30 protein-coding genes are annotated in these 25,529 nt (G+C 54.1%); 19 read left to right on the top strand and 11 right to left on the bottom strand.

Features of this window, described 5'->3' with window-relative positions:
- Positions 1 to 20: 20 nt before the first annotated feature.
- The 4 genes from ACE99V_RS10880 to ACE99V_RS10895 all read right to left on the bottom strand — a co-directional run bounded on the left by ACE99V_RS10880 (position 21) and on the right by ACE99V_RS10895 (position 3,745).
- Positions 21 to 1,433, bottom strand: a complete 1,413-nt coding sequence (locus tag ACE99V_RS10880; protein WP_400491105.1) for an HD domain-containing phosphohydrolase — start codon at positions 1,431 to 1,433, stop codon at positions 21 to 23.
- Between the two features lie 474 nt (positions 1,434 to 1,907).
- Positions 1,908 to 2,045, bottom strand: coding sequence for a hypothetical protein (locus ACE99V_RS10885; RefSeq protein ID WP_400491106.1), 138 nt, complete (start codon positions 2,043 to 2,045; stop codon positions 1,908 to 1,910).
- Positions 2,046 to 2,345: 300 nt separating this feature from the next.
- Positions 2,346 to 2,501, bottom strand: a complete 156-nt coding sequence (locus ACE99V_RS10890) for a hypothetical protein (RefSeq protein ID WP_400491107.1) — start codon at positions 2,499 to 2,501, stop codon at positions 2,346 to 2,348.
- A complete protein-coding gene (locus ACE99V_RS10895) occupies positions 2,498 to 3,745 on the bottom strand; it encodes an MFS transporter (RefSeq protein WP_400491108.1) in 1,248 nt (415 codons plus the stop codon). Before ACE99V_RS10895 ends, ACE99V_RS10890 begins: the two co-directional genes overlap by 4 nt.
- Positions 3,746 to 4,066: 321 nt before the next feature.
- On the opposite strand from ACE99V_RS10895, the gene ACE99V_RS10900 reads away from it, so the two are divergent.
- Positions 4,067 to 4,291, top strand: coding sequence for a hypothetical protein (locus ACE99V_RS10900; RefSeq protein ID WP_400491109.1), 225 nt, complete (start codon positions 4,067 to 4,069; stop codon positions 4,289 to 4,291).
- A 199-nt stretch (positions 4,292 to 4,490) separates the two neighbouring features.
- On the opposite strand, the gene ACE99V_RS10905 is transcribed toward ACE99V_RS10900, so the two are convergent.
- Positions 4,491 to 4,718 (bottom strand): hypothetical protein, encoded by a 228-nt coding sequence (locus ACE99V_RS10905; protein ID WP_400491110.1) that lies wholly within the window; start codon positions 4,716 to 4,718, stop codon positions 4,491 to 4,493.
- 128 nt (positions 4,719 to 4,846) lie between these two features.
- Here ACE99V_RS10905 and ACE99V_RS10910 point away from each other — a divergent pair, with 128 nt between their 5' ends.
- The 4 genes from ACE99V_RS10910 to codY all read left to right on the top strand — a co-directional run bounded on the left by ACE99V_RS10910 (position 4,847) and on the right by codY (position 7,436).
- Entirely contained in the window at positions 4,847 to 5,161 is a 315-nt protein-coding gene (locus tag ACE99V_RS10910; RefSeq protein ID WP_400491111.1) for a YtrH family sporulation protein, read from the top strand.
- A complete protein-coding gene (locus ACE99V_RS10915) occupies positions 5,158 to 5,637 on the top strand; it encodes a sporulation membrane protein YtrI (protein WP_400491112.1) in 480 nt (159 codons plus the stop codon). Before ACE99V_RS10910 ends, ACE99V_RS10915 begins: the two co-directional genes overlap by 4 nt.
- Positions 5,638 to 5,747: 110 nt before the next feature.
- Positions 5,748 to 6,524, top strand: a complete 777-nt coding sequence (locus ACE99V_RS10920) for a sporulation protein (RefSeq protein WP_400491113.1) — start codon at positions 5,748 to 5,750, stop codon at positions 6,522 to 6,524.
- 135 nt (positions 6,525 to 6,659) lie between these two features.
- The gene (gene codY / locus ACE99V_RS10925) at positions 6,660 to 7,436 is read left to right on the top strand and encodes a GTP-sensing pleiotropic transcriptional regulator CodY (protein ID WP_400491114.1); all 777 of its coding nucleotides are present in this window, start codon (positions 6,660 to 6,662) and stop codon (positions 7,434 to 7,436) included.
- Positions 7,437 to 7,487: 51 nt separating this feature from the next.
- Here codY and ACE99V_RS10930 read toward each other — a convergent pair whose 3' ends face one another.
- Together ACE99V_RS10930 and ACE99V_RS10935 are read right to left on the bottom strand one after the other, a co-directional pair.
- The gene (locus tag ACE99V_RS10930) at positions 7,488 to 8,774 is read right to left on the bottom strand and encodes an MFS transporter (protein WP_400491115.1); all 1,287 of its coding nucleotides are present in this window, start codon (positions 8,772 to 8,774) and stop codon (positions 7,488 to 7,490) included.
- Positions 8,737 to 9,465, bottom strand: coding sequence for an ArsR/SmtB family transcription factor (locus ACE99V_RS10935; RefSeq protein WP_400491116.1), 729 nt, complete (start codon positions 9,463 to 9,465; stop codon positions 8,737 to 8,739). Before ACE99V_RS10935 ends, ACE99V_RS10930 begins: the two co-directional genes overlap by 38 nt.
- 126 nt (positions 9,466 to 9,591) lie before the next feature.
- Here ACE99V_RS10935 and ACE99V_RS10940 point away from each other — a divergent pair, with 126 nt between their 5' ends.
- From ACE99V_RS10940 to ACE99V_RS10955, 4 genes are all read left to right on the top strand, one after another.
- Positions 9,592 to 9,825 carry a hypothetical protein gene (locus ACE99V_RS10940; protein WP_400491117.1) on the top strand — a complete coding sequence of 78 codons (234 nt, stop codon included), beginning with the start codon at positions 9,592 to 9,594 and terminating at the stop codon, positions 9,823 to 9,825.
- Entirely contained in the window at positions 9,788 to 10,537 is a 750-nt protein-coding gene (locus tag ACE99V_RS10945) for an MFS transporter (RefSeq protein WP_400491118.1), read from the top strand. Before ACE99V_RS10940 ends, ACE99V_RS10945 begins: the two co-directional genes overlap by 38 nt.
- Positions 10,538 to 10,615: 78 nt before the next feature.
- Positions 10,616 to 11,530, top strand: coding sequence for a DMT family transporter (locus ACE99V_RS10950; RefSeq protein WP_400491119.1), 915 nt, complete (start codon positions 10,616 to 10,618; stop codon positions 11,528 to 11,530).
- A 100-nt stretch (positions 11,531 to 11,630) separates the two neighbouring features.
- The gene (locus ACE99V_RS10955; protein WP_400491120.1) at positions 11,631 to 12,854 is read left to right on the top strand and encodes an MFS transporter; all 1,224 of its coding nucleotides are present in this window, start codon (positions 11,631 to 11,633) and stop codon (positions 12,852 to 12,854) included.
- A 2-nt stretch (positions 12,855 to 12,856) separates the two neighbouring features.
- On the opposite strand, the gene ACE99V_RS10960 is transcribed toward ACE99V_RS10955, so the two are convergent.
- Entirely contained in the window at positions 12,857 to 13,651 is a 795-nt protein-coding gene (locus tag ACE99V_RS10960; RefSeq protein WP_400491121.1) for an SDR family NAD(P)-dependent oxidoreductase, read from the bottom strand.
- Between the two features lie 137 nt (positions 13,652 to 13,788).
- Between ACE99V_RS10960 and fabG the strand changes: the two genes are divergently transcribed.
- Both fabG and ACE99V_RS10970 read left to right on the top strand, forming a co-directional pair.
- The gene (gene fabG, locus ACE99V_RS10965; RefSeq protein ID WP_400491122.1) at positions 13,789 to 14,529 is read left to right on the top strand and encodes a 3-oxoacyl-ACP reductase FabG; all 741 of its coding nucleotides are present in this window, start codon (positions 13,789 to 13,791) and stop codon (positions 14,527 to 14,529) included.
- 63 nt (positions 14,530 to 14,592) lie between these two features.
- A complete protein-coding gene (locus ACE99V_RS10970) occupies positions 14,593 to 14,817 on the top strand; it encodes a DUF1540 domain-containing protein (RefSeq protein WP_400491123.1) in 225 nt (74 codons plus the stop codon).
- A 45-nt stretch (positions 14,818 to 14,862) separates the two neighbouring features.
- On the opposite strand, the gene ACE99V_RS10975 is transcribed toward ACE99V_RS10970, so the two are convergent.
- On the bottom strand, positions 14,863 to 15,441 hold the full coding sequence (locus ACE99V_RS10975; protein WP_400491124.1) for a 5' nucleotidase, NT5C type: 579 nt from the start codon (positions 15,439 to 15,441) through the stop codon (positions 14,863 to 14,865).
- 93 nt (positions 15,442 to 15,534) lie between these two features.
- On the opposite strand from ACE99V_RS10975, the gene ACE99V_RS10980 reads away from it, so the two are divergent.
- The 8 genes from ACE99V_RS10980 to ACE99V_RS11015 all read left to right on the top strand — a co-directional run bounded on the left by ACE99V_RS10980 (position 15,535) and on the right by ACE99V_RS11015 (position 24,319).
- The gene (locus tag ACE99V_RS10980) at positions 15,535 to 16,137 is read left to right on the top strand and encodes a DUF456 domain-containing protein (protein ID WP_400491125.1); all 603 of its coding nucleotides are present in this window, start codon (positions 15,535 to 15,537) and stop codon (positions 16,135 to 16,137) included.
- A 289-nt stretch (positions 16,138 to 16,426) separates the two neighbouring features.
- Positions 16,427 to 17,212: an ABC transporter ATP-binding protein gene (locus ACE99V_RS10985; RefSeq protein ID WP_400491126.1), complete on the top strand. Its 786-nt coding sequence runs from the start codon at positions 16,427 to 16,429 to the stop codon at positions 17,210 to 17,212.
- Entirely contained in the window at positions 17,209 to 19,131 is a 1,923-nt protein-coding gene (locus tag ACE99V_RS10990) for an AMP-binding protein (RefSeq protein WP_400491127.1), read from the top strand. Before ACE99V_RS10985 ends, ACE99V_RS10990 begins: the two co-directional genes overlap by 4 nt.
- Positions 19,131 to 20,018, top strand: coding sequence for a branched-chain amino acid ABC transporter permease (locus tag ACE99V_RS10995; RefSeq protein ID WP_400491128.1), 888 nt, complete (start codon positions 19,131 to 19,133; stop codon positions 20,016 to 20,018). Before ACE99V_RS10990 ends, ACE99V_RS10995 begins: the two co-directional genes overlap by 1 nt.
- A gap of 5 nt (positions 20,019 to 20,023) precedes the next feature.
- Positions 20,024 to 21,085 (top strand): branched-chain amino acid ABC transporter permease, encoded by a 1,062-nt coding sequence (locus ACE99V_RS11000; RefSeq protein WP_400491129.1) that lies wholly within the window; start codon positions 20,024 to 20,026, stop codon positions 21,083 to 21,085.
- Positions 21,086 to 21,111: 26 nt separating this feature from the next.
- Entirely contained in the window at positions 21,112 to 22,344 is a 1,233-nt protein-coding gene (locus ACE99V_RS11005) for an ABC transporter substrate-binding protein (protein ID WP_400491130.1), read from the top strand.
- 20 nt (positions 22,345 to 22,364) lie between these two features.
- Complete coding sequence (locus tag ACE99V_RS11010; protein WP_400491131.1) at positions 22,365 to 23,153, top strand: ABC transporter ATP-binding protein; 789 nt, start codon at positions 22,365 to 22,367, stop codon at positions 23,151 to 23,153.
- Positions 23,153 to 24,319 (top strand): phenylacetate--CoA ligase family protein, encoded by a 1,167-nt coding sequence (locus tag ACE99V_RS11015; protein WP_400491132.1) that lies wholly within the window; start codon positions 23,153 to 23,155, stop codon positions 24,317 to 24,319. The genes ACE99V_RS11010 and ACE99V_RS11015 overlap by 1 nt, the downstream gene beginning before the upstream one ends.
- A 64-nt stretch (positions 24,320 to 24,383) precedes the next feature.
- Here the strand turns inward: ACE99V_RS11015 and ACE99V_RS11020 are convergent, their stop codons facing one another.
- Together ACE99V_RS11020 and ACE99V_RS11025 are read right to left on the bottom strand one after the other, a co-directional pair.
- Positions 24,384 to 24,809 carry a VOC family protein gene (locus ACE99V_RS11020; protein WP_400491133.1) on the bottom strand — a complete coding sequence of 142 codons (426 nt, stop codon included), beginning with the start codon at positions 24,807 to 24,809 and terminating at the stop codon, positions 24,384 to 24,386.
- A gap of 176 nt (positions 24,810 to 24,985) precedes the next feature.
- Positions 24,986 to 25,519 carry a DUF84 family protein gene (locus tag ACE99V_RS11025; protein ID WP_400491134.1) on the bottom strand — a complete coding sequence of 178 codons (534 nt, stop codon included), beginning with the start codon at positions 25,517 to 25,519 and terminating at the stop codon, positions 24,986 to 24,988.
- Between the last annotated feature and the right edge of the window lie 10 nt (positions 25,520 to 25,529).

Here is a 25,529-nt window from a genome sequence, read left to right on the forward strand (position 1 = left end):
GTTTACGGGTGGGTGGGGTTTTACCCGCTAAGCGGTTGAAAAACCGAAGGTCCTTCTTCCTTGTCGTCCATTTTTTCAAACAGGAGCTCGTTTGCGCGTGAAATCTGGTGAGCGTGGAAAAACGTTTCTTCCGTAATGCTCTGGAAAAAGGCGTCCACCACCGCAGGGCAGAACTGGGTACCTGAGTGGCTCATGATCTCGTCACATGCTTTGGAAAAAGAAAGTCCTTTTCGATAGGCGCGTGACGACGTCATCGCATCAAACGAATCGGCGACGGCGGCGATGCGGGCGAACAGGGGAATCTCTTCTCCCTTCAGCTGATCAGGATACCCGTTGCCGTCAAAACGCTCATGATGGGAGCGGGTAATGGTCAAAATCGTATTCACTTGCTGGGATTCCTGTTTGCTGGCGGTGGCGTACAACCGTTTTAACAGCGCTTCGCCGCGGACCGGATGTGACTTGATGATGCGGTATTCCTCGTCAGTCAGGCGGCCCGCTTTCAACAAGATGTTGTCCTCGATTCCGATTTTGCCAATGTCGTGCAGAAGACCGCCTGTGTACAGGGTATCCAGCATATGAGGCTCGAATCCCATCTTCTCGGCAATGACGCGCATGTAATATGCCACCCGCTGAGAGTGTCCGGACGTGTAGGAATCCTTCTCTTCCAACGCGACGGCCAGTGTCTTCAGAATGCTCTGGTTGGTCAACGCCAGCTGTTCTCCTCGCAGCGTTGAGGTGACCAGTGCTTTTTCCTTTTGGCGGGTCAGATAAAACAAAACAGCGGCAATGATGTAGCTGCCGGCAACGAGAAACGTGAGGAATGATTCCACTTTGCGGAACTGTTCGTAAAAGTTTTCTTCTATGGCGGCAAGGCAGACGTACCAGTCCCATTGCGGGTAGTATCGAACGATGGCGATTTTGGTGCGGTCGAATGAATCGTCCCGGTTTTTCCATCGGTACGTAACGACCATTTTTCCTTCGTTAAGCACTTCTCTCACCAGATAGCGCCCTTCGGGATTGGCTATATTGTACAGATTTCTCCCTTCCAACTGTGAATGAAACGTCAGGACTCCCTGAGAATTGAAGGCGAAAATCGAATCCCCTTTGGCAAGGGTTACCTTAACCGCAGAAAGGTCTCGCGTGCCGTCCGGCTGTTTGGGGCCCGCCAACAACTCTTTTACTCTGAGGTCCGCTTCCGAATGGGTAAGAATGCCTTCCTTTACCTGGGAATTGAATAGCGCAAGTATTTCGAAAATGGTATTCATCTGCTTGTCCAATGATCGAATCCCTGCTTCGTAGTACTGCTGTTTGGCTTGCGAATATCCCACAAATACAACGATCGTGAAGAGGACGGGGAGAAGAACCAAAAAGATCGGGTAGAGGTGTGATTTCGTCGTCGATTGAAGAGGCAAGGCACTACGTCCTTTCCGCATTTTGGTAACATTCCTCCTCATAATAGGCGAAATCGACAGAACCTTCAACCGTAGAAAGAATATTGTCGAAAAAATAAGAGGGAGTGACGTTTCACTCCCGGAGACTGTCGAAAAAGGTATTGGTGTCTATTCGGGACCGATTTCTCCGCTCCGCTCGGCGCTTTACCCACCGAACGGAAGCTAATGCTCGCGTTCGGCGGGGCCCGTATCCTCCCCACAGGGAAGTGTCACTGTCCGCTCCGCGACGATTCTTGGGGGCATCGCCAAAGCCGCGTCACTACGAAGTTTTCTCAGGGGTGGCGCTGCTTTATCCCCGCGCCCACGTCCCTACGCTAGCAGGTCGTCACAGCTCGCGGGTAGCTGGAGGAATCGGTCCCTTTACAAACCATTGGTTTCTCAACAAACTGAGGGAGTGACGTTTCACTCCCGCAGGTTCCGCCCGACGCAGCATCGGCTTTAGCCGGGTGGACAACTCTATGTAGAAGGGCGATTGGGTCCTTCCAGCTTTTTGCTTCCGTAACCCGGCTTCTCGTTTTGAACGGAGTCAGGCTGAAAGTTGCGCTCTGTCCGGGTTTCCTGGTTGTTGGAAACCCGTTCCTTGGAAATCTTCATAATGATCCTCCTTCCTAGTGGCGATACTACGTCGAATTACATCCTTGCGAAGCCACATCCGGGTGCCCGCAGGGTGCTTCTTAGTGGCGATACTACGTCGAATTACATCCTTGCGAAGCCACAGCCGGGTGCCCGCAGGGTGCTTCCTAGTGGCGATACTACGTCGAATTACATCCTTGCGAAGCCACATCCGGGTGCCCGCAGGGTGCTTCCTAGTGGCAATACTACGTCGAATTACATCCTTGCGAAGCCACATCCGGGTGCCCGCAGGGTGCTTCTTAGTGGCGATACTACGTCGAATTACATCCAGTCGAGCCACGTCAGCTGGCGACGCTGTGATTGTGTGCGGACCCTTGCAAGGCTGCTGTCCTCCAAATGGACGAGCAGAGACGACAGCGGCAGTTGAGTCTGAATCTGCAAGACCGTCGGAACCTGTTGCAGTCGTTCCTCTTTCAACGTGCTCCCTCCCTATTTCCCGGTGCATGCACATCCGGCTTGATACCACGCTGGTGCCTGGGCATGGCGTAACTGGCGAACAGTCCCAGAACAGCTGCGAGAAAAACGGTCATAAGGCCGTATGCGATCCAGGGTGATCGACTGCCTATGCCGCCGAGCTGCTCTACCAGGTTGCCGCCCATGCTGGTTCCGATAGCCGTGCCGATGCCCGACATGAAGTTGGCGATGCCGAAGTAGGCACCGAGCCATTCCTCTTTGGCAAAATAACCCACGAGGCTGTCCAGTACCGGCATGAACAGCATCTCCCCGAGGATGAACAGGATGGCGGACGCGCTCAAACTGTAAAAGTGTTCCGCCCACCCCATGCTGAACAGACCGGCCCCGATCAGGGTGGTGCCCGCAGTCAGTGAGAGATAGGGGTTGATCCGTTCCAGAACAAAGCGGGAGACGGCCCCTTGGAACAGGACCACACAGATCGAGTTGATCGTCCAAATCAACCCGATCAGGGTAGCAGAGTGAAGGACATGCTCGCCGCGCAGGGGCAAGACCAGTGAGAATTGAGCGTAAAACGCCCAGATCAAAAGCGTGATGCCGGCAAACAACAAAAAGCTGCGATGGCGCAGAATTTTCATGTACTCCTTGAACGGGGTGGCCTGACAATTCTCCCCTATGCAGCGATCGTAGGGCAAGGTAAACTGTGTCACCGCGGCTACCACAAAGAAGACAAGGGCCGCAAACAAAAACGGCTGTAGATTTCGGGCGGTGAGCCAGGTAATCGTAACACCGGCCACAATAATCCCGAAGTGAGCGAAAATCCCTCGCCAGGAAAACGCTTTGGTCCGCAGGACGCGCTCTACCAGATCGGCAATCATCGCCTTCAAGGTAGGGGCGAGCAGTCCCACTCCCAATCCGTTGATGCCGGAAGAGACGAGGAAGAGCCAATAGGTCTGGCTAAAGTGGTAGCCCAACATGGCCAGGGACTGCGTCAGTGCCCCCGCCACCATCACGGAGCGTCTCCCGTAGCGATCGGACAGCGGCCCTCCTGCCAGGCTGCCTGCCTGATAGGCCACGCTGCCCACTCCCAGAATCATTCCCACCTGAGTGATGCTGAGCGCCCTTGCTTTTTGCAAAAAGACGGGAAAGACCGGGATGACCAAATAAGCGGCGAGATGCATGAAAAAAACGATCACCATGAGCAGGAGAAAGTTTTTGTTCCGCATGAGCGTCGCCGAAGTTTCGCCCATTTGCCGACCTCCTCTCCATTTCAGTCTCCCGACTAGTATGAGTGAAAGGGCAGCGGGAATATTCACATGGAGCCGTAGGCGTTCGCGGAATTCTTTCACGCACAGGCAGACGTCCAAACCAACGGCTGCCCCCCGACATATACCTATTAATGTAAATGGCGCCAGTAGGCAAAAACTGCGTATGGGAGAAAGACAGGGAAGCGACAGGAGGGAAAGGCGTGAATAAAGGTTTTTTTCATAACGACGGGTTTGAGGTAATCATCTGGATTCTGGTCATCATCTTTCTTCTCTCCATTTTCTTTGATGAAGGGATAGAGTAAGATGAGCGCCTACCGACCCATTCGCCGTCTCAATCGCCACTACAAAAGCGACAAAGGTTTCAGAGCATGGGTGAAGGCAAATGAGCAATGGTTTCAGGAGAATCCGGAAGTGTTTCGACAGCTGATGCAACATCCCAACATGATCAACCTGTTCATGGATTTGATGATGATGCACTCGGCGCAAATTCAGCGCAGGCTGAAACGTGCGTCGCGGGAAGAACATTAAAGACGGCATGCCCTTCGGGGTTCATGCCGTTTTTGATGGTGTATAAGAATTTATAAATTTGGACATCCCATACAGCCGCTAGAAAAGTGTTCGGGGCCCCGCCCGGCGAAGAAGGGGACCCCACTCGGCACAGCGATAGCTAACGCCGAGTGGGTCGAGGATAGCTAATGCCGGGTGGGTTTTCTTATTGTCCGAGGGTTCAGGAGTGGTCGGCGTCCACTGTCTTGGCAGCCGAGAGATTGTGCTCGCTTTCCATGGTGTACGTTTCGTCATGGCGATAGTCCCGTACTTTTTCCAAAAGCATGTCAAACTCATGAAGCAGCATTTGCGGCTTGTCGCCGTGATACGTTTCCCCGCGGACAAAACGTTGAGCCATGTCGATGGCCAAATGAATTTTTTCCAGATCGCCGAGCGAAAAGGAAACCATAATACCACCACCTTTCCCCTGTTAGTGTGGAATGGAAAGCCGTTTTTTATTTGGATGGACATCATATTTGCCTGACGAATCGCGTAGGGATAAGCTAATAGTGAACAAAGTCAGGTGGTGAATCGTACGTGGCGCAGGTCATTCTCACTTTCTTCGTAGCGTACGGAATTGTGATCGGGGGCTCCATCTCCGGCGGGCTGGCGACTTTTTTTGACCCGCAAAAACCGCCGCTTTTGGCGATGGCAGAACTGGCTGTCCAGCTGAAAATTTGGGGATTGGTCGGAGCACTGGGGGGCACGTTTGACTCCTTTTTGCAAATTGAAAAAATATTAATGGGGAATTTTTCCCCTGTCGCCAAGCAGCTGATCATGATCGTCGCCGCCTTTCTCGGCGCCCATGCCGGGACGATTTCCATCCAGTGGCTGGTGCAGGTGCGCCCGTGAGCGTGCGGTTGTGGAAGCGATATGTGGTGTTGATCGTCATCGGCGGGCTTCTGGGCGGTGCGGGAGTAGCCCTTGTGTCTGGAAAAAAGTTGGAATCCTATATGCTGGAAAACCGCAACCTGAAGCTGCTGAAAGAGCGGCATGAGGAAGAGATCGAGGGGCTGAAGCATTCACAGCGGGTGGCCAAAAAGAAACTGGTGCAGACCATTGAAGAGATCTCGGTCACAGTGCTCGATCCCAAGCCCCACCCGATTATGGAAGCGGAAGTCATTCGGCAGCTGGAAAAAGACGTGATACACCTCAAAGGGAAAAAGTCGGATCAGATTACCGACATTCATCTGCTGCTGCACGAGATGTTTCGTCGCCGCGAGTATATCGTGGAAGGAAAGACAGTTGAGGTTCGACTGAAGACAGTGGCGATCGGAAGAATCCTTCACCTGATCGTCACAGCGGAAGTGAAGCTTGACCCACCTTGATTCAACTTTTTTCAAAGGAAAGTTGAAACTTTTTTACCGCGAACAGCGTATACCTTTTCAGGAAACATCACGGCGGAGAGTCCGCGTGAGGGATAAAGGAGAGAGGATTCATGTCGATGTTCAAGAAGCTGTTGGCCAGCGTAGGAATCGGTTCTGCGCAGGTGGACGCCCGTCTGGAAAAGGATTCGTTGCTTCCCGGGGATACGGTGAAAGGGGAAGTGCACATCACCGGAGGCGATGTGGCACAGGAGATTGATGAAATTTACATGTATGTGGTCACCCACTACGAACGCGAGGCAAATGACACCAAGGTAAAGGAAGAGTGCACGCTGGTGAAGCACCGCCTGTCCGAGCGATTCACTCTCCAGCCGAGAGAGAGCAAGGTGCTGCCGTTTTCGTTCCAACTTCCGTATGAGACTCCGTTGACAATGGGACGTCAGCCGGTTTACCTACGCACCGGCCTGGATATCAAGAACGCGATAGACCCGGGCGATTCCGACTTTATTGAAGTTCGTCCGCATCCGCTGATGTCCAAGGTGTTGGATGCCATTAGTCATTTGGGCTTCCAGCTGTTCAAGGTGGATTGCGAGTACAACCGTTACCTGGGCCGCAAGTATCCGTTCGTACAGGAGTTCGAGTTCCGTCCGACGGGCAAGTACCGCAGCCGACTGGAGGAGCTGGAAGTGATCTTCTTCCTGCGGGACGGTGAGCTGGAGGTGCTGCTGGAGCTGGATAAGCGTGCGCGCGGCTTCCTCGGAGCATTGGAAGAGGCGTTCAATTTGGACGAACGATACATCCGCATCAGACTGACCGATTCCGATCAGAACCGTTCTGTGGCGAACATCGCTTCAGTTCTGGAAAACATGATTGACCGTAACATCCGATAAAGCAAAAAGCTGCCTGATCAGGCAGCTTTTTTATTTCCATCCATCATCGGGAATGTTTTTTGGGGCTTCAGGTATGAAGGCGCATTTTTCTGACAATACTGTGACCATGAAACCCGATGAGGAGGAATTTTCAAAATGAATTTGCTAGACAAAACGAGAAAAATCAATTTCATGCTGCAAAAAACCATGGGAGGCAGCGGCGTAAGCTATCATGACCTGGGCCGGCTGCTGTCCGATGTTATCGCATCCAATGTCTACATCGTCACAGCGGATGGGTCCCTGTTGGGCAGTGGTATCACCCACGAATTCAGCCTGAGTGACGACGGGCGGATCAACAACCATCTGCCAATCGGCTACAATCAGAAGCTGCTTGAGGTGACCCAATCCCTCGCCAATGAGGGAGCACACAGCCCGTACAGCCTGGTGCCGCCGGAACTGGTTTCGCTTTTTCCGCAAATGATGACGACGATCGTACCGATCAATGCGGGAGGAAGCCGCCTTGGAACGTTGGTCCTACTGCGCGCCTACGGATTGTTTGAGACGGAAGATCTGATCCTGGCGGAAATCGGCGCCACCGTCATCGGCATGAAAATCGTTCGTCACCGTACGGAACAGATTGAAAGCGAGGTGCGTGACAAAACGTTTGCCAAGATTGCGCTCTCGTCCCTCTCTTACAGCGAGCAGATCGCGATTGAAAAAATCATGGAGCAGCTTGACGCGAAGGAAGGGCTGCTGGTTGCCAGCCAGTTGGCAGATCAGGCGGGTCTGACGCGTTCCGTCATCGTAAATGCGCTGCGAAAACTGGCCAGCGCAGGCGTATTGGAGTCTCGCTCCCTGGGAATGAAAGGCACGTACATCAAAGTGTTGAATGACAAGTTCCAGTCCGAACTGGAAAAACTGAAAACCTCGTAAGAAAGCAGGAAGACGCTCGCCTTTTTAAGAGGGAAGCGTCTTTTTTTCCTTTCACGAAGCGGCGCTGTGCTGTCTCCACGAGGGGTGCTCTTCCATTAGGCGAAACTCGCGGAACAGGATCAAGCTGAGTCCCAATAGGCTCATGCAGATGCCGCCCACCAGGAGTATCTGCGACGGCGTAGCCAGATGATGCTCGAGGAAAAACGAGGTACATGCAAAGCTCACCGGCGTAAATCCAAGCGACATCAACGTGAGAAGCGACATGACGCGGCCCAGCATATGGGGAGCGACAATCGTCTGAATGTAGGTAATCAACGGAATGTTGGTCATGCTCAGCATCGCGCCGGCTATCAGCATCATCGTCAACCCGATTGGAAGGTTGGTCATAAAACCAAGCGCTCCCACGCCTGTCCCCAGGAGTCCGATGAATAGCGGCAGGAGAAGGAATCGGCCGCGAAAGCCTTTTGCCAGACCGGTAATCATTCCGCCGAGGATCGCACCGATTCCGAGCGTCCCCTGCAGGTACCCAAGTGCAGTGCCGTCCCAACCCAGCTGTTTGACAAGCACCGGCAGCCCGATGTTGATCGGTCCTGCGAACATCATGTTTAGGAACAACGAGATGACCATAATGATAGCCAGAACTCGAATGCCTAACACGTAACGAATACCGTCAGACAGATCGCGAACAGCGGACTCTTTTGCCGGGGTGTTTGGAAAAGTTCCATCATCCGGGGACGGATTCGTCACAAGGCGGATGGTGAGGATGAAGCAGAGGCTGAGCAAAAAGGCGACGGCCACCGCGGCAAACATGAGCGGATAGGAACCGAGGTAGAGCAAAAACGAGGCGAGGAGAGGGCCGCCAACCATGCTGAGCTGTTGTGAGGTCTCCATGACGCTGTTCGCAGTTCCCAACTGCTCTTTCGGTACCACAAACGGCATGATGGAACCGCGGGCAGGCCAGAAGAAGGCATCCACTACTCCGAACAGAACGGCCATCGCATAAACGGCGCCTAGCATCTCTTGACCCTCACCGCCCGTCAGCAGCAGGCTGAAGCCGATCAAAACCGCAGCGCGGGCCAGGACGGAGAGTGACAGGATGGTTCGGCGGTTTACCCTATCGGCTACGACGCCGCCAGCCAGCATGAACAACAGGCGGGGAAGCGACATGCACAGGAGGGCGGTTCCCAGTGCCCCTTCCGATCCGGTGACGTCGATCACATACCATGGCAGCAAAATGAAAATCGCGGTATCGCCCAAAGCGGACAACACCGTACCGGACCAGAGCCGGATAAAGTTGCCGTTACGCCAAATCAGACGATTGCTTGCTGTGTTCGTCATGGGACTTTTTCTCCCCTCGCTTTTTGCGTACAACCACCCCGCCCGCCATTTCGTAACCTTCGGGCAAAGTCTCGTCATCGGCAATGAAAAGCTGTTCATTGGTCATAAACCCGACAGACAGCAAGAAGAAAATCTCCTCATCGTCTACAGCCTCCCCGGATTTGATCCGCTCCAGATGCCGCATCTCCATTTCTCCCAATTCATCGAGGAGTGCCCGGTACTTGAGAAGCCATGTTTTTATTTCCTCCCTCGGCGCCTTGATTTCGCAATTGCCCAGGAAAAACGGCGGCTTTTGCGACTCCTCGGCAAAGATCCGAAACGAATCCTCCGGCGCATTGTATACGCGCGATATGCCCATGCGCAGCTGATTAATCGTGCTTTCCTGCAACAGCAGGGTTTCCTCTCGAACGGAAGGAAGCAGCTCTTCGCTGATTTTGAAATCATAGGCTACAGCGCGGAAAAACTTTTGTACGATCCCGTTCTTCTCTTCCGTGCGCACCACTTCGATTAAGCCGTGGTTCTCCAATTCTTTCAAATGGTAGTGGATTTTCGAAGCAGAGATGGAGAGCAGGGTGGCCAACTGTTTGCCCGTATACTCCTCCTTGATCAAATGGGTGAGGATTTGCAGCCGAAGCGGATCGCTCATCGCCTTCATCTGATCCAGTGTTTCAATCACGACGTATCGTTTCATGATTTTACCTCCAAAATACACTAAACGTTCAAAATAACTTGAACGTATTGTAACAATGAAACAAGCAACTTTGCAAGATTATTCTGGTTATTTTCCCCGCTGTGGATGGTACAATGAGGGAAAACCTTGAAGGGACCAGGAGTCATGCAGGAATTATGGAAACATTCGGCCTTTCGCCGTCTGTACGGGGCCCACGTCATTCACATCATGGGGAACGAGTTCAGCTATATCGCGGTGGTTGGGCTGCTTCACGAATTGAGCGGCTCGGGCCTTTCCTTTGCCGCCGGGACCGTTTTTCGGCTGGTGCCCTACGTGATCACCAGTGTTTTTTCTCGTCTATCTGTTTTCATACCGGTTTAACTTCTTGTTCGACGCCTTCTGCTATTTTCTTTCGCTCTTTCTCTTGCTAGGCATGCCCCGTCTCCCCGGAAACAAGGAAGCCGTGGTCGGAGGATTCATCAATCGGCTGCGGGAAGGTTTCGACTACATTTACAGCCACACCGAAATCAAGCGCCTGTTTTTATACCAGATGGCGGAGCGGGTCTGCTGGACGTACTATATCTTGATGATGTTCTACGTGCTGCAGGAGCGGGGAGAAGGCTTGTACGTATATGCATTGCTGGACATTCCGCTGGGGCTTGGGGGAGTGTTGGCCGGTGCTGTTGTGGGCAAGCTGGCGGAACGGTTGGGGCCAAGGGGAACCCATTCCGTACTGGGATGGTCGCTCATCATGATGGCCGCAAGCATCTATTTCATGTTCCACTCCGGGCCGCTGCCCGTCCTGATGGTGACTACCCTGTTCTCCGCCTTTGCTTCCTTTTCTTCCTCGATCCTGTCGATGACCCGCTTGCAGAAGCTGGCAGATCCGAACCTGCTCGCCCGGGTGTTTTCCCTGCGGGAGATGGCCACGATGGGAAGCTTCTCGCTGGGCTGTGTGATTGCCGGATATGGGGCGGAGCGCTTTGGCAGTGCAGCTGTGGCAACCGGGTTGGCATTGTGGGGAGGAGTGATTGGGCTTTTATGGCTGTTGCGGATAAAGCCCCTGAAGGAGCAGGTAGAGGAATCAATCTGACATTGGCACAATGATCTATCTTTCTAACTCTACAACCTTTACAATAAGAGGCACAGATCTTGGAAAAGGTGGTCGCCGATGGAAAGCAGCATGATGAAAAAAATGGAGACGCTCGGCTATGTATACGGCTTACTCGGTGTTATCGGGTTTAGTTTGACGCTTCCCGCCACCCGAATCGCCGTAACTCATTTCAGCCCGATGGTGGTGGGATTGGGGAGAGCGCTGGTGGCCGCTGTACTTGCTGCGCTGATTCTTTGGCTAAAGCAGGAAAAGCTTCCAACCTGGCAGCAGTGGAAAGGATTGATCGTCGTGGCTGGCGGCGTGATCATCGGATTTCCCCTGCTGTCTGCGTGGGCGATGACGCAGGTGCCAGCCTCACACGGAGCGGTTGTCATCGCGATTCTCCCGCTGGTGACGGCCGGAATGGCCACCATTCGGGGAGGCGAACGGCCGTCGCTGAAGTTTTGGCTGGCCAGCGCAGCGGGCTGTCTCTTGATCCTGGGCTACACCGCGGCGAACGGGCTGGGGGGGCTGCAGCTTGCCGACCTTGCCCTGATGGGCGCAGTATTTGCTGCCGCTGTCAGCTATGCCGAAGGGGGGAAGTTGGCCCGCGAGTTGGGCGGCTGGCAGGTGATCTGCTGGGCCCTGTTGATTTCTGCTCCCGTTTTGTTCTGGCCGGTAGCCAGAGAGGTGTCAGCTGAGATGCTGCACGCGCCGGTCAGCGTCTGGCTCAGCTTTTTGTACGTGTCTGTCATCAGCCAGTTTCTCGCTTTTTTTGCCTGGTACGGCGGAATGGCTTTGGCCGGAGTGGCACGGGTCAGCCAGCTGCAGTATTTGCAGCCGTTTTTTACCATCGTTGGTTCCGTACTGCTCCTCGGTGAGACGATTACCGTCTCCACTCTGGCGGTATCCGCTTTGGTCGTGTTGATCGTGGCACAGGGACGAAAAGCTCCGGTTGATCGCCGAGTCCCGGAACAGCTCTCCTCGAAGTAGGAGAGTTTTTTTTACGTTATTAACAGACAAAATAGTTGAATAAGTTTAAAAAATAGAATAGGATTACGTGTAGGAATGGCAAGATAAGGGAGAGCTCATTATGAAAGAATTGTGGAAACTGGGTTCATTTCGCTGGTATTGGACTGGTCTCTTTTTGTCGGGAATCGGTAACCAATTCGGCTGGATGGGGCTTACCTGGTACATCATGAAAAAAACAGGATCATCGGCGGCGATGGGGGGAGTCGTCCTGGCCTATTTCCTGCCAGGTGTCTTCGCCGGATTGGTGGCCGGGGTGCTGCTGGATCGGTTTGACCGGCGCAAACTGATCATGCTGGACAATATGCTGCGGGGTGCATTGTTTCTCGGATTGGTCGCCCTGTTTCAGCTGGAAGAGGTGCCGCTGGGTGCCGTTTACCTGTTGATCGTGATCGCCGGGATGCTGTCCCCGATCAGCAACGCCGGGGCGCAGACGCTTTTGCCCCAACTGGTGCCAAACAAAGACCTGCTGGTAAAAGCAAACGGATTGATGGAGAGCCAATGGCAGATCGTCTACCTGTTCGGCCCGGCGGCGGCCGGGGTGATGATTTCCCTTTACGGGGAAGTCTATGTCCTGCTGCTTGACGCCGTCAGCTTTTTCCTTTGCGCGTTTTGTTTCAGCCGCATGACAACAGGAACGGCTTCACCGGACCGTCCTGATGCAAGCCTGCGAAAGCCAATGGAATTTCTCCGTTCTCTCGCTGTCGATCTGCGCACCGGCTATGCCTATTTGACAGGACAATCACAGATCTTGTGGCTGATCTTCTTCAGCTTCTGGTTCAATATGGCGTACGGCCCGATCGAGGTGGCATTGCCCCTCTTTGCGGAAAAAGAGCTGGCCGGCGGCTCGCTGTCGCTGGGACTGCTTTGGTCTGCCCTGGCGGTGGGGGCACTATGCGGCTCGCTGTTGTTTTCGGCAATCACCTGGAAGGTTCGCACCGGTTTTACACTGGCTGCCATCATCGTCTTGTGGGGCGTCACTACCAGTCCCCTGGCGTTGTTCAGTCGGATGGATGTGGCGATCGTCTCGATGGCCTTGGCCGGACTCAGTTTTGCTCCATTCAACATCCTGTATCGCAGCTATTTGCAGCGGCACGTTCCGCAAGAGCTCTTGGGGCGTGTCTTTACGAGTATTCGGACGATCACCGGATTGGGAATGCCGCTCGGGGCCTTTGCCTCCGGTCTGCTCATCCCGTTATTTGGCGTTCGCGGACTGTTTGCTGCGGGTGCGGTCGCCTGCATCCTCTTTGGAGCGTTCGCGTTTTTGCTGCTGCGGCGGCTCGATTGAGATTACTTCCGGTTCATCAGCGGCGCCAGCCAACGTTTCACGCCGTGGGGAAGAAGGGAATACACTGCGGATAGCACATGTAGTCGGAGGGGGAGGGCCACTTCCGGCTGTTTTCTTTCCACGGCTCGCATGATGGTTTTGGCTGCCTCTTCGGGCGTCAGGAGGAAGCGACGAACCTTGTGGCGATAGCGGCCGGTTTCGTCGGCCCTGTCCAAAAAAGGCGTGTCGATCGGACCCGGCATGACGCAGGTAACCGTTATTCCGGTTCCATCCAGCTCGTGGCGAAGTCCTTCGCTGAAGCGGATCACGGCAGCCTTGCTGGCCGCGTACACGGCAGCCTTTGCAGTCGCGACTTGCCCGGCCAAAGAGGTAATGTTCACAATCTGACCGGAGCCGGCCTTTGTCATCATCGGCAAGAACGCGCGGGTAACGTACAGAAGTCCGGACACATTGGTAGCGAGCGTCTGTTCCCATTCATCCAGACTTGTTTCCAAAAACGGCTTAAATACAGCGGTCCCTGCGTTGTTGTAAAGCAGGTCGCAGCGTTCAAAGCGAATGTGAATCCATGCAGCAAAGGCACGGACGGCTTCGTTGTCTGTCACATCCAGCACATAGGGGTGCAGGTGGCCAGAACGACCGAGGGACGCTGCCATTTCCTTTAATTCCTCCAGTTTGGTCAAGTGGCGTCCGGTCACCGCTACCTGATCTCCCTGTAAAAGGTGAGCCCGGGCCAGTGCCTGGCCCAGACCGCCTGTTGCTCCCGTGATGATGACGACGCGGTCTTGTTTTTTCACCATGGTTTCCTCCTCTTCCGTCCTGCATCAAGTGTTTCCTGTAACTCCGCTGTAACCCGCGATGGGCATAATGGGTAAGCCAATCCTAGCACGTTGCCCTGTCTTTTCCAATCGATTTGAAAACAAAAGGAGGGAGTCTCATGCGTCTACACAATCAAGTGGCGGTCATCACCGGAGGAGCCAGCGGTCTCGGGCGGGCTGCAGCGGAGCTGTTCGCCCGCGAAGGGGCCCATGTCGTCATTGCCGATTACCAGGAGACTTTAGGCAAGGAAGCGGCGGACGCAATCAGTCAGCAGGGAGGCTCAGCGATCAGTCTGCGCGTTGACGTAAGCGACAGCGAAAGCGTTCAGGCCATGGTGCATTCGGTTCTGGGAAAATACGGGCAAGTCGACATTCTCATCAACAACGCAGGAGTGACCGACGATGCCACACTGCCTAAAATGAAGCAGGAACAGTGGAGCCGCGTGATCGCCATAAACCTGACCGGAGTGTTCAACTGTACCCAGGGAGTCGTCCCTTTTATGTTGGAACGATCGTGCGGTCGGATCATTAGCACTTCTTCCGTGGTAGGGCTGTACGGCAACTTCGGCCAAACCAACTATGCCGCGAGCAAAGCCGGCGTGATCGCCATGACCAAGACATGGGCCAAGGAGCTAGGCCCCAAGGGAATCACTTGCAATGCAGTCGCACCCGGATTCATCCGCACGCCGATGACGGAAGCAGTGCCGGAAAAAATCCTCAAGATGATGGAAGAAAAAGTACCGCTTCGCCGCCTTGGCGAGCCGATTGACATCGCCAACGCCTATCTGTTCCTCGCGTCGGATGCAGGCCGCTATGTAAACGGAGCGGTTTTGAGTGTGGACGGCGGTCTTGCTTTGTAAACATTGGTTGATCGAATAAGCCTCCGGCCTCTGGTGAAGGATATCCCTAGGGGGTGAATTCACATGCCAACAATCGTCAAATGCAGTGTTGCCAACTGTGAGTACTGGAGCGAAGGGAACAACTGTACGGCGGACATGATCATGGTGGAAATTGATCCGCATGCCAACGCAAACTTCAAGGAAGAGTTCGCCGGTGAATACGGTCACGACAGCGGTCACAAGGACCAGGCCAAATCCTCATCCCAAACCTGTTGTCACACGTTTAAACCGAAGAAGCAAAACAAGTAATGCCAAAAGAGACGTATCTCCCATGGAGATACGTCTTTTCCCTTCTCAGCGGACAGGCAGATGCAACAGTTTGTCCTGCACTTCTTCCCAGGAGGTAACCCGTTGGACAAGCGCCGGAAGCATTCCCTGATTGTAGGGGGTATCAAACAGAAATACAGGGATATGCAGCTCCTCGGACAACTGCAAGGCGTTCTCCAGCCGATCCTCAAGAAACAAGTCCACCTGCCATTTTTGCGCAGCGCTCAACTTGTCATGAGAGCCGATCAAATCAATATCGTGAAACGGAATCTGGTATCGCTCAAACCACTTTACTGTCACGTCCATGTGACGTGCTTCACGGGCACTTATGTAAATCAAACGATGACTCTGATGCCACTGGCGCAGAACCACGTCGGCTGTACCATGGACGGGGGCGACGTCGTACAGGCGCTCTCCGTGCCGATCCAGCCAGAGCAGAAATTCTTCTTCCGTGATATCGTAAATGGTGGCCAAATTATAATCTGTGCATTGTTCGTACCGCAAATTCTTGCCAAAGCTCTCGTTCATCAACGGCACAATACTGCTGGGATCGGTTACGGTTCCGTCAATATCGATGCCAATCCTTAGGGATTTCTCTGGTCTCATCCTCTCGCCTCCAGTTTAAATTGTACACCGAAGACAGAGAATAAGGCTACTTCCTTCACCACAATCCTTTTGGAAAAGGGGACTGAGCACAACATGGCGTACGATCGAAACGAACGTATGAATGCTGAGCGGAAGGAAGAAAACAACGGTGTTGTCGATGATCGCGCCGAGAAGCGAGACGCGGACAATACCGATACGGAGTTTGCTGCCGATACGTGGATGGGGGCCGTCTTTAATCCCGAGGCCTCGAGACCAAGAGGAAACCTCAAGTACGACCCGCACACGTATACGGAAAGGTACGAGGGAGACCGTGGACTTGCCAACGAAACGGATCTGCCGTACCGCCAAGAGACTGAGGACGCCGGCGAGGGAGTGGATCGACGGCCCGTCCGTTCCATTCTCGGTGATGATGTGGAAACCGCTGCGGAGATTGCTGAACCGACCCGTCGCGAACCCCGTTCGCCTGTAACGGAAGCAAACGAGGACAATGCCTCGGGCGGTATTGGCATGGTAGGACTGGGATTATCCATTTTGTCTCTGTTCCTGCTTCCCTATCTCGTCGCCCCAATTGGAATGGTCATGGGTTATCTGGCCTATCGTCGAAACGCCCGCACTCTGGGTGCGTGGGCGATGATCGTAGGCGCAGTGGCCATCCTCGGGGCACTGGTCATCTACCCGTACTACGTCGCCCGTTAATGCGCCCAGTCCAAAACCTCTCCCTTTTGCGGAGAGGTTTTTTCAGTATATAAGCGTATAACATTGGGACATCGAATACAGCCACAAGGAAAGGGTTCGGGGCCCCAGCCGACACCAGCGTTAGCTCATGCCGGATGGGACTTCGACAGAAGCTTTTTTAATCCATGAATTTTTTGTAGAATTTTGAATATAAAAATTTTTCAAAATTACAGACAGGATGTAGTCGTACAAGCGACGAATACATTGTTTATTTCATTCATATACATCGACAGAAGGAGGGGGTGAAGAGATGGCATTGTTGGAAGTCGATCGGCTGTCGCTTCGCTTTGGCGGGGTGGCGGCCCTCTCGGAGGTAAGCTTCCATGTGGAAAAAGGAGAGATATTTGCCCTGATTGGTCCCAATGGAGCAGGCAAAACCAGTATGCTCAACTGCATAAGCGGGTTGTACAAGCCGACGTCAGGCAGCATCCGCTTTCAAGGCGAGGAAATCCTCTCGCTTGCGCCGTATAAACGAGCGGAAAAAGGCATCGCTCGGGCGTTTCAAAACATCGAGCTGTTTAAACATATGACCGTTTTGGACAACCTGATGCTGGGTCGGCACGTCCGGATGAAGTCCGGGCTTTTGTCCTGCGGTTTTTACTGGGGAAAGGCGCAGCGGGAAGAAATGGAGCATCGCCGTGTCGTCGAGGAAATCATCGATTTTCTTGAGATTGAGGCCATTCGACACAAACCGGTGGGAACTTTGTCGTACGGTCTTCAAAAACGAGTGGAAGTCGGGCGAGCGCTGGCTCTGTCGCCTGAACTGCTCCTATTGGATGAACCGATGGCAGGCATGAACAGCGAAGAAAAAGAAGATATGGCCCGCTTTATCCTGGACATCCACGAAGAGCGTGGGACAACCATTATTCTGATTGAGCACGACATGGGAGTTGTAATGGAACTTTCACAGCACATCGCGGTATTGGATTTCGGACGGTGCATCGCCTTTGGCACGCCGGAAGAAGTGCAGGCCAACCCGCAGGTGATCCAGGCTTATCTGGGTGAGGATGGTGCTGAGGAGGGGAGGAGCGCATGAGACAGGAGACGATCCCACAAAGCTTGCTGGCAAAGGCGGCAGAACTGCCGAACAAGACGGCCATGCGGGAGAAGGATTTCGGGATCTGGCAGGAGCTGACCTGGAAACAGCTGTCGGATGAAGTGAAAGCGTTGTCAATCGGACTGAAGGAGCTGGGATTCCAGCGCGGCGACAAGCTGGCCATCATCGGTGACAACCGGCCTGAATGGATTATGGCGGAAGTAGCGGCACAGGCAATCGGCGGAGTTTCCGTCGGGTTGTATCAGGACTCGCTGCCAAAAGAGATCGCCTACGTCCTCAATCACTGCGATGCCAAGATCGTAGTGGTCGAGGATCAGGAACAGGTGGACAAACTGTTGGAGATTGAGGCGGAGATTCCCGGTGTTCAGAAAATTCTGTATTACGACAAGAAAGGAATGCGCAGCTATTCCCATCCGCTGCTCACCGAATTTTGCGACATACAGCAATTGGGCAGGCAAAGTCCGCTCTGGGCGACTGACGACTGGGAGAGGGAAGTCGGTCAGGGAGAAGCGGATGATGTCGCCATTCTCTGCTACACCTCCGGCACAACCGGCGCGCCAAAAGGGGCCATGCTGACTCATCGAAACCTGTTGCACATGGCGGAAAGTCTCTTTTCTATCGATCCGCTGAAGGCTTCGGACGAATATGTGTCCTTCTTGCCGCTGGCCTGGATCGGCGAGCAGATGATGAGCATCTCCGGTGCGTTTTTGATTGGCTTTACCATCAACTTTCCGGAGGAAACTTCCACCGTTCAGGCAGATATGCGGGAAATCGGGCCGCATGTGATGTTTTCTCCGCCGCGGATCTGGGAAGATATGGTGTCACGCGTACAGGTGAAGCTGCAGGATGCGGGCTGGTTAAAGCGATCCGTGTACGAGTGGTTCCGCCCCTATGGCGAAGCCAAGGCGGATGCCTCCATTTCGGGCGGACGGTTGACGGCGTGGCAGCGGCTCATGTACAGGCTCGGAGACTATCTGGTCTTTTCCGCCATCAAGGACCACTTGGGACTGCTGCGCATCAAGCGCGCCTATACAGGCGGAGCGGCGCTGGGACCTGACGTCACGAAGTTCTTTCACAGTCTGGGAGTCAATCTGAAACAGATTTACGGACAGACCGAGGTGTCCGGGATCGCTGTGGTGCATCGGGACGGAAACATCAAATTCGACACCGTTGGTGAACCGATTCCCGGCACCGAAGCAAAGATTTCAGACAAAGGAGAAATTCTGATCAAGAGTCCCAGCGTATTCACCGGTTACTACAAAAATGAACAGGCTACAGTGGAGACCTTGACGGATGGCTGGCTGCGAACAGGCGATGCCGGCTACATGGACAAGGACGGTCAACTGATTGTGATCGATCGCTTGAAGGACGTCATCCGCTTGGACTCCGGGGAGATGTTTTCCCCGCAGTTCATTGAGAACAAGCTGAAGTTCAGCCCTTATATAAAGGAAGCGGTGGCGGTTGGGACGGACCGCCCGTACGTGGCTGCGATTCTCAACATCGATATGGCCAATGTGGGGCGCTGGGCCGAAGTGAATCAGATTGCCTACACCACGTATACCGACTTGTCGCAAAAGCATGAGGTGCTGGGGCTGATTCGCCGGGAAGTGGAACGCATCAACGGAGAAATGCCCGAAAAGGCAAAAGTGAAACGGTTTGTTCTGCTCTACAAGGAACTGGATGCGGATGACGAAGAGCTCACGCGGACGAAAAAAGTGCGGCGCGGCTTCGTCGCCAAGAAGTACGAAGCAGTCATCAACGGTTTGTACGGCGATAAGAACGACCTTCCTGTAGAGGGGACGATCCGCTATCGGGACGGAAAAGAGACCACAATCCGCACCCAGTTGACTGTGGTAGATGTGGATGCACAACGTTCGACGGACGGAGAGGTGGCGTAATGGACATTTTCTGGCAGCTGCTTGTCATCGGATTTGCCGTGGGAAGCATCTACGCGCTGATCGCATTGGGGTTTGTTCTGATTTACAAGTCAAGCGACGCTATCAACTTTGCACAGGGAGAATTTGTGCTTGTGGGGACGTACGTTTGCTTGACGTTGATCACCAGCTACCAGGTGCCGTTTTTGGCCGCCCTGCTGTTGACTTTGGCTTTCAGCGCGGTGCTCGGCTGGGCGGTGGAGCGTGTCGTCCTGCGCCCGTTCATCGGAGAACCGGTCATTTCCATGATCATGGCGACGATCGGTCTTTCCAGCGTAATGGCGGGCGTCGTTCATCTGTTCTGGGGCACGGATACACGGGTGTTTCCGCCGATTTTTCCGGACCAGCCGCTTCAACTCGGCGGCGGTGTGGTCATCTCGCAGGTATACGTCTGGTCGCTGGTTACCGTCTTGATTCTGCTCGCCCTGTTTACGCTGTTTTTCAAGTTTTCCAAGCTGGGGATTGCCATGCGGGCGACAGCCGATGACCAGCAGGCAGCTCTATCCATGGGGATCAGCGTAAAGGTGATTTTTGCCGTCACGTGGGCCATTTCCGCCATTGTCTCGTCTGTCGGTGGAGTGCTGCTCGGAAACATCAACGGGGTGAACTCCTCGCTCGCGCTCATCGGCCTGAAAGTACTGCCGGTAGCGCTCCTTGGCGGATTGGACAGCATTCCAGGTGCGATCGTCGGAGGATTTATCATCGGGATTCTGGAGAGTTTGGCCGGGGGGTACCTCGATCCCATACTGGGTGGAGGAGTCAAAGAAGTACTGCCGTTTGTCGTGCTTGTGCTGATCCTGATGTTCAAGCCATACGGCCTGTTCGGCAAGCGCGAGATTGAAAGGGTGTGAGCACAATGAGAAGTCCGTTTGTAAGCGAATGTGGAGAGTTTCGCACCAGTTATCGGGAAGATATGGCGCTGTACAAGGTTCCGCGCATCCGCTACCGGGTGTATGCGGTGCTCGCCCTGTTCATCCTCCTGCCCTGGTTCGCATCCGAGTACGTCACCAGTCTGGCCGTTTTGTGCGCAATCGCTTCCATCGGCGCCATCGGGTTAAATATCCTGACCGGTTTTACGGGGCAGATCTCCATCGGGGTTGGCGCCTTTCTCGGCGTCGGCGGCTACACGTCAGCCATTTTGACAACCGCGCTGGGACTCAGCTTCTGGGTCTCGCTGCCGCTGGCGGGAATCGTCACGGCGATGGTGGGAGCGTTGTTCGGCATTCCTTCCCTGCGACTCAAGGGGTTGTATTTGGCTATGGCCACCTTGGCTGCGCAGGTGATCATTTTGTACGCCATGAACCACTGGAACGCACTCACCGGCGGGACCGCAGGGATGATTTTGTCACGGCCGACGATAGGAAGCTTCTCCTTTGATTCCGAGATGAGCTATTACTATCTCACGCTGGCGGTTCTCGTCTTCACGTTTATCTTTTCATCCAACCTGTTCCGTTCGCGGACCGGCCGGGCGTTTGTCGCCGTGCGAGACCGCGATTTGGCGGCAGAGGTCATGGGCATCAATCTGTTCCGCTACAAAGTGCTGGCCTTTGCCATCAGTTCCTTTTTCATCGGGATCGCGGGAGCGTTGATGGGTCACTATACGCTGGTGATCTCACCGGAGCATTTTGATATCGGAGTGTCCATCGAATATCTGGCGATGATTCTGATCGGCGGGCTTGGCAGTGTCGTCGGTTCCATTTTCGGTGCGATTTTTCTTACGCTGCTGCCCGTCTTCCTGCGGGAGCTGATCGATCTCTTGTCCGTGACGATGCCGCATGTGACTGAATATTTCGGTGCCATGCGGCAGATCATCTTCGGCGGTATCATCATCGCTTTTCTCGTCTATGAACCGGAGGGCCTGGCCAAGATGTGGCGCAATTTTAAAGACAGCTGCAAACTGTGGCCATTTTCCTATTAAAGAAAAAAACCAAGGGGGAACTCAAGATGAAAAATTGGGTCAATGTCGTGTCTGCTGCCTTTCTATCCGCACTGCTGGTCGCCGGCTGCGGCGGCGGCAGTCAACCGTCGAGCGCTCCTGCTTCGACAGGAAACACCAGTGCGCCGGCAGCACCTGCCGCACCTGCTGCCAAGGAACCGATCAAGATCGGCGGGCTGTTTGACGAGACGGGAGGAACGGGTGATGTCGGCAAACCGTACGCGGAAGGGGAAGTCGCCTATGTCGAGTACCTCAACAGCAAAGGCGGCATCAATGGCGCCAAAGTTGAGCTGATTGGTGTGGACTACGCGTACAAAGTGCCGGAAGCCGTGAAAATTTACCAGAAATTCATCAAGCAGGACAAAGTATCCGCCATTCTCGGCTGGGGGACGGGGGATACGGAAGCAATGAAAGAACTGATCGCCAAAGACAAAGTGCCGTTCATCTCTGCCTCCTACTCGGAAGCCCTGACCAAAGTTGCCCAGCATCCGTACAACTTCATGACGGCTGCTACCTACTCCGATCAGGCGAAAGTGGCCATCAAGTGGATCAAGGACAACTGGAAGGGCAGCGGCAATCCGAAGCTGGCGCTGATCTACAACGATACGCCGTTCGGCAAGTCGCCTGTCGAAGACGCAAAAGCATACGCCGCCTCCGTGGGCGTCGACGTGGTGGATGAACAAATCGTCGACCTGAAAGCGCTGGATGCGACACCTCAGCTCTTGAACATGCAGAAGAAAAGCCCTGACTTCGCCATCATTCAGGAGACGTGGGGGGCTACTGCCACCATTTTGAAGGATGCGAAAAAGCTGGGCCTCACCACCCAATTTATCGGTTTGAACTGGGCGGCGGGTGAAGGGGTTATCAAACTGGCTGGCGATGCGGCGGAAGGCTTTATCGGCGTGATTACGCATGCCTTCCCGTACGAAAATCTGCCGGGTTTGAAGGAGATTGAAGAGCACCTGGCCTCCAAAGGGAAAAAGCTGTCTGACATTAACCAGAAGTTCGTCCAAGGATGGGTGGCAGCCAAAATTATGGTGGAAGGAATCAAAAACGCAGGTGACAACTTGACCGGTGAAGGCATCAAGGCCGGTATCGAAAAAATTTCCAACCTGGAGTTCGGCGGCATTGCATCACCGGTTTCCTTCTCTGCCGACAACCACCGCGGCACCACCAAGGTCCGCCTCGGTGAAGTAAAGAACGGCAAATTTGAAATCATTACAGATTACATCGGCTACTAAGCGCCGGACGGGGGGAAGCCATGCTCACGCTGAACAACGTGGAAGTGATGTACGACAAGGTCATTCTCGTCCTGAAGGGCATGTCGATGCACGTTCCGGAGGGAAAGATCGTCGCGCTCCTGGGCAGCAACGGCGCCGGCAAAACCACGACGCTCAAAGCCATTTCCGGTCTGCTCAAAAGTGAAAACGGGGAAGTGACGGACGGCTCCCTGGAGTACGCAGGCGCAGCCATCAGCGGAAGGGAACCGGAGGAAATTGTCAAGCGCGGAATCTTTCAGGTGATGGAAGGCAGGCGTGTGTTTGAACATCTGAATGTCGAAGAAAATCTGATCGCAGGGGCTCACACACGTCGGGATCGCAGAGCCCAGAAGGAGGACATGGAGCGCGTCTACCACTACTTTCCCAAGCTGAAGCTGCTGAGGACTCGGACAGCAGGCTACCTTAGCGGAGGAGAACAGCAGATGCTGGCGATCGGTCGGGCGTTGATGGCCCGGCCCCGCCTGATGCTGCTGGATGAACCGTCGCTGGGGCTCGCCCCGCTCCTCGTCAAGGAGATCTTTGGCATCATCAAGCAGATCAACCGGGAGCAGGGGACGACCATTCTCGTGGTGGAGCAAAATGCCAACGTGGCCCTCTCCATTGCCGACTACGGCTACATCATGGAAAACGGCCGGATCGTGCTGGAAGGGGACGTGGAATCGTTAAAGGCAAACGAGGACGTTCGGGAATTTTACCTTGGCATGAGCGACGGGAAGCGAAAAAGCTTCCGGCAGGTGAAGCACTATAAACGGAGAAAGCGGTGGTTGTAATGAAAATAAGCCGCATTTCCGAGCTGATCAGGCATGCGTACGAAACGGCGCCCGGCTGGCGGGACTGGTTCCAGCAAAACGGGATTGATCCGCAGAGGATTGAGAGCGAATCAGATTTATGGAGAATTCCCGTCCTGCACAAGACGGATCTGCCGCGGTTGCAGCAGTCAAATCCCCCGTTTGGGGGCCTGTTTGCGGGGGAACCGGAACGAATTTTCCTCTCTCCGGGTCCCATCTACGATCCTCAACCGGCGGGAGACGATCCATGGCGTTTTTCCAAAGCATTGGCACATGCCGGATTTACCGGGGGGGACGTCGTTCTCAACACGTTTTCCTACCATCTCAGTCCGGCCGGTTTCATGTTTGACAAGGCGCTTTGCAGCCTCAAGGCCACTGTGATTCCGGCAGGTGTGGGCAATACCGAACTGCTCGTGGGAATGCTACGCGATTTGCGGGTGACCGGCTACGTCGGCACTCCCAGCTATTTGCGGGCCCTGATCCAACGTGCAGAAGAGACGGGTTTGCGCGTTGGCGAAGACATTCCTCTTTGCAAAGCCTTTTTCACAGCGGAACCGATTCCCCCGGATTTTCCCGATTGGTGCGCCGAGCGGAGAATTCGCTTCGGGGAAGCGTACGGTACGGCGGATGCCGGCTGCCTAGCTTACCGCAACCAGCAAGAGACGGGCTTGCAGCTGGAAGAAAACGTTCTGGTTCAGGTATGCGATCCCGAAACGGGTCAGCCTGTGGCAGAAGGGGAGATCGGCGAAATGGTGATCACGGTATTTGACCGCCAGTATCCGCTCATTCGCTTTGGTACAGGGGATTTGTCTCGCTGGCTCCCCGGACAGTCGGACGATCGGTTGGCCGGTGTATTGGGGCGTGTCGGTGACGGGATCAAGGTGAGGGGAATGTTCGTGTACCGCCAGCAAATGGAGCGGGTGCTGTCAGTGTACCCCGACGTACGCTGCTACCGGGCGGACGTATTTTCTGACGGGGAAAAAGACGTTCTGCAAATCTCCCTTGAAGTTCCGGAAGCGACAGAGAACGACCTTTTGGAAAAAATAAGCGAGCATCTGCGCCAGGTCTTGCGTGTGAAGGCGGAGCTTCGTCTGGTGCCGCCCGGATCGCTGGATCGCTCGCAAAACGTGCTTCAGGACCACCGCTAGCAAAAAGCGAAAAACCTGCCCTCGCCGGCAGGTTTCTTTTATTGTGCAGGAAAATAAAAGCAATTTAATGGTTGCCCTCCGTGTAAATTTGGAAGGTTACACCGAACTTGTCCGTTACAATACCGTAAGCAGGGCTAAAAAATGTTTCTTGCAGCGGCATGTTCACTTGACCGTCTTGCTGCAAGGCTTCATAAATTTGCTTGGATTTTTCCTTGTCCTTCGTAGAAATACAGATGGTAACCTGATTTCCGCTTTGATGGGGTTGGCCTGGAAACGTATCAGAAAACATAAGGTCGGATTCACCCACTTTTAACATTGCGTGAGCCACGAGTTCCTTTGCCTCTGCCGGTAAAGGAAATTCGGGGTTTTCAGGCATTTCCCCGAAGGTTTGGTTAAAGAGGACTTTGGCATCTAAAGCTTTTTCGTAAAATTGAATGGCTTCTTTTGCATTTCCGTTCATCATTAAATAAGGGGTCAATCGCAATGTCACAATGAGTCAGCTCCTTGGGTGCTCATTTTTTTTTTTTCGATTCTACTATGCTTCAGGCCTCCCCTCCAATTATTTCCGATAATTTCATTATAAAACAAGGAACATATGTTTGCAATTGAAAATTGGGCCCGTTAGGCGGAGCGATTTTCACAAAAATAGCCACCTGCAATGGGCGGCTATTGGTAAAAACGGGAGACAAAGGGTGTCAGCGCCGCGATCACTGCGTCTCGAAAGACTTCGGCTCGTTTGATCCGGTCTTCCGTAAACAGTCCATAGGCACCCCCCTTGTGATTGCTGCCAATCGTGCCGCTCCACTCGTCGATAATCGTGCGCAGTTCGATCCCTTCCTGCCGGATCCGCTCTCCTGCCGTGTTGGGAACGGGAAACGCCAGTCCTTTTCCCAGGGAGAGGCGCTTGCCGTCCCAGGCGGCGCAAACGGAAATCAGATACCACTGACCGGTGTATTCGTCATCAAACGTCAGTCCGCCTTCCAGACCCAGGCCAATCTGTGCCTCCGGTACACGGGAAAGCGCTTGTTTGGCCCGGTTGACAGCCCCTTCAATCGTCTCCGCTTCCGTCATCGGCTGGTCGGAGACGCCGGACGGTACAGACAGGCAGATCGGCTCCTTCCCGGTGGCCAATACCACAGCGGAGCGTTTGGCTTGATTGGTGGTACCGAGTGCATAGGTAAATCGGGCAAAATCGATCACGTCAAATTCC

Source organism: Brevibacillus soli, from assembly GCF_044759095.2.
Classification (GTDB): domain Bacteria; phylum Bacillota; class Bacilli; order Brevibacillales; family Brevibacillaceae; genus JBIYSM02.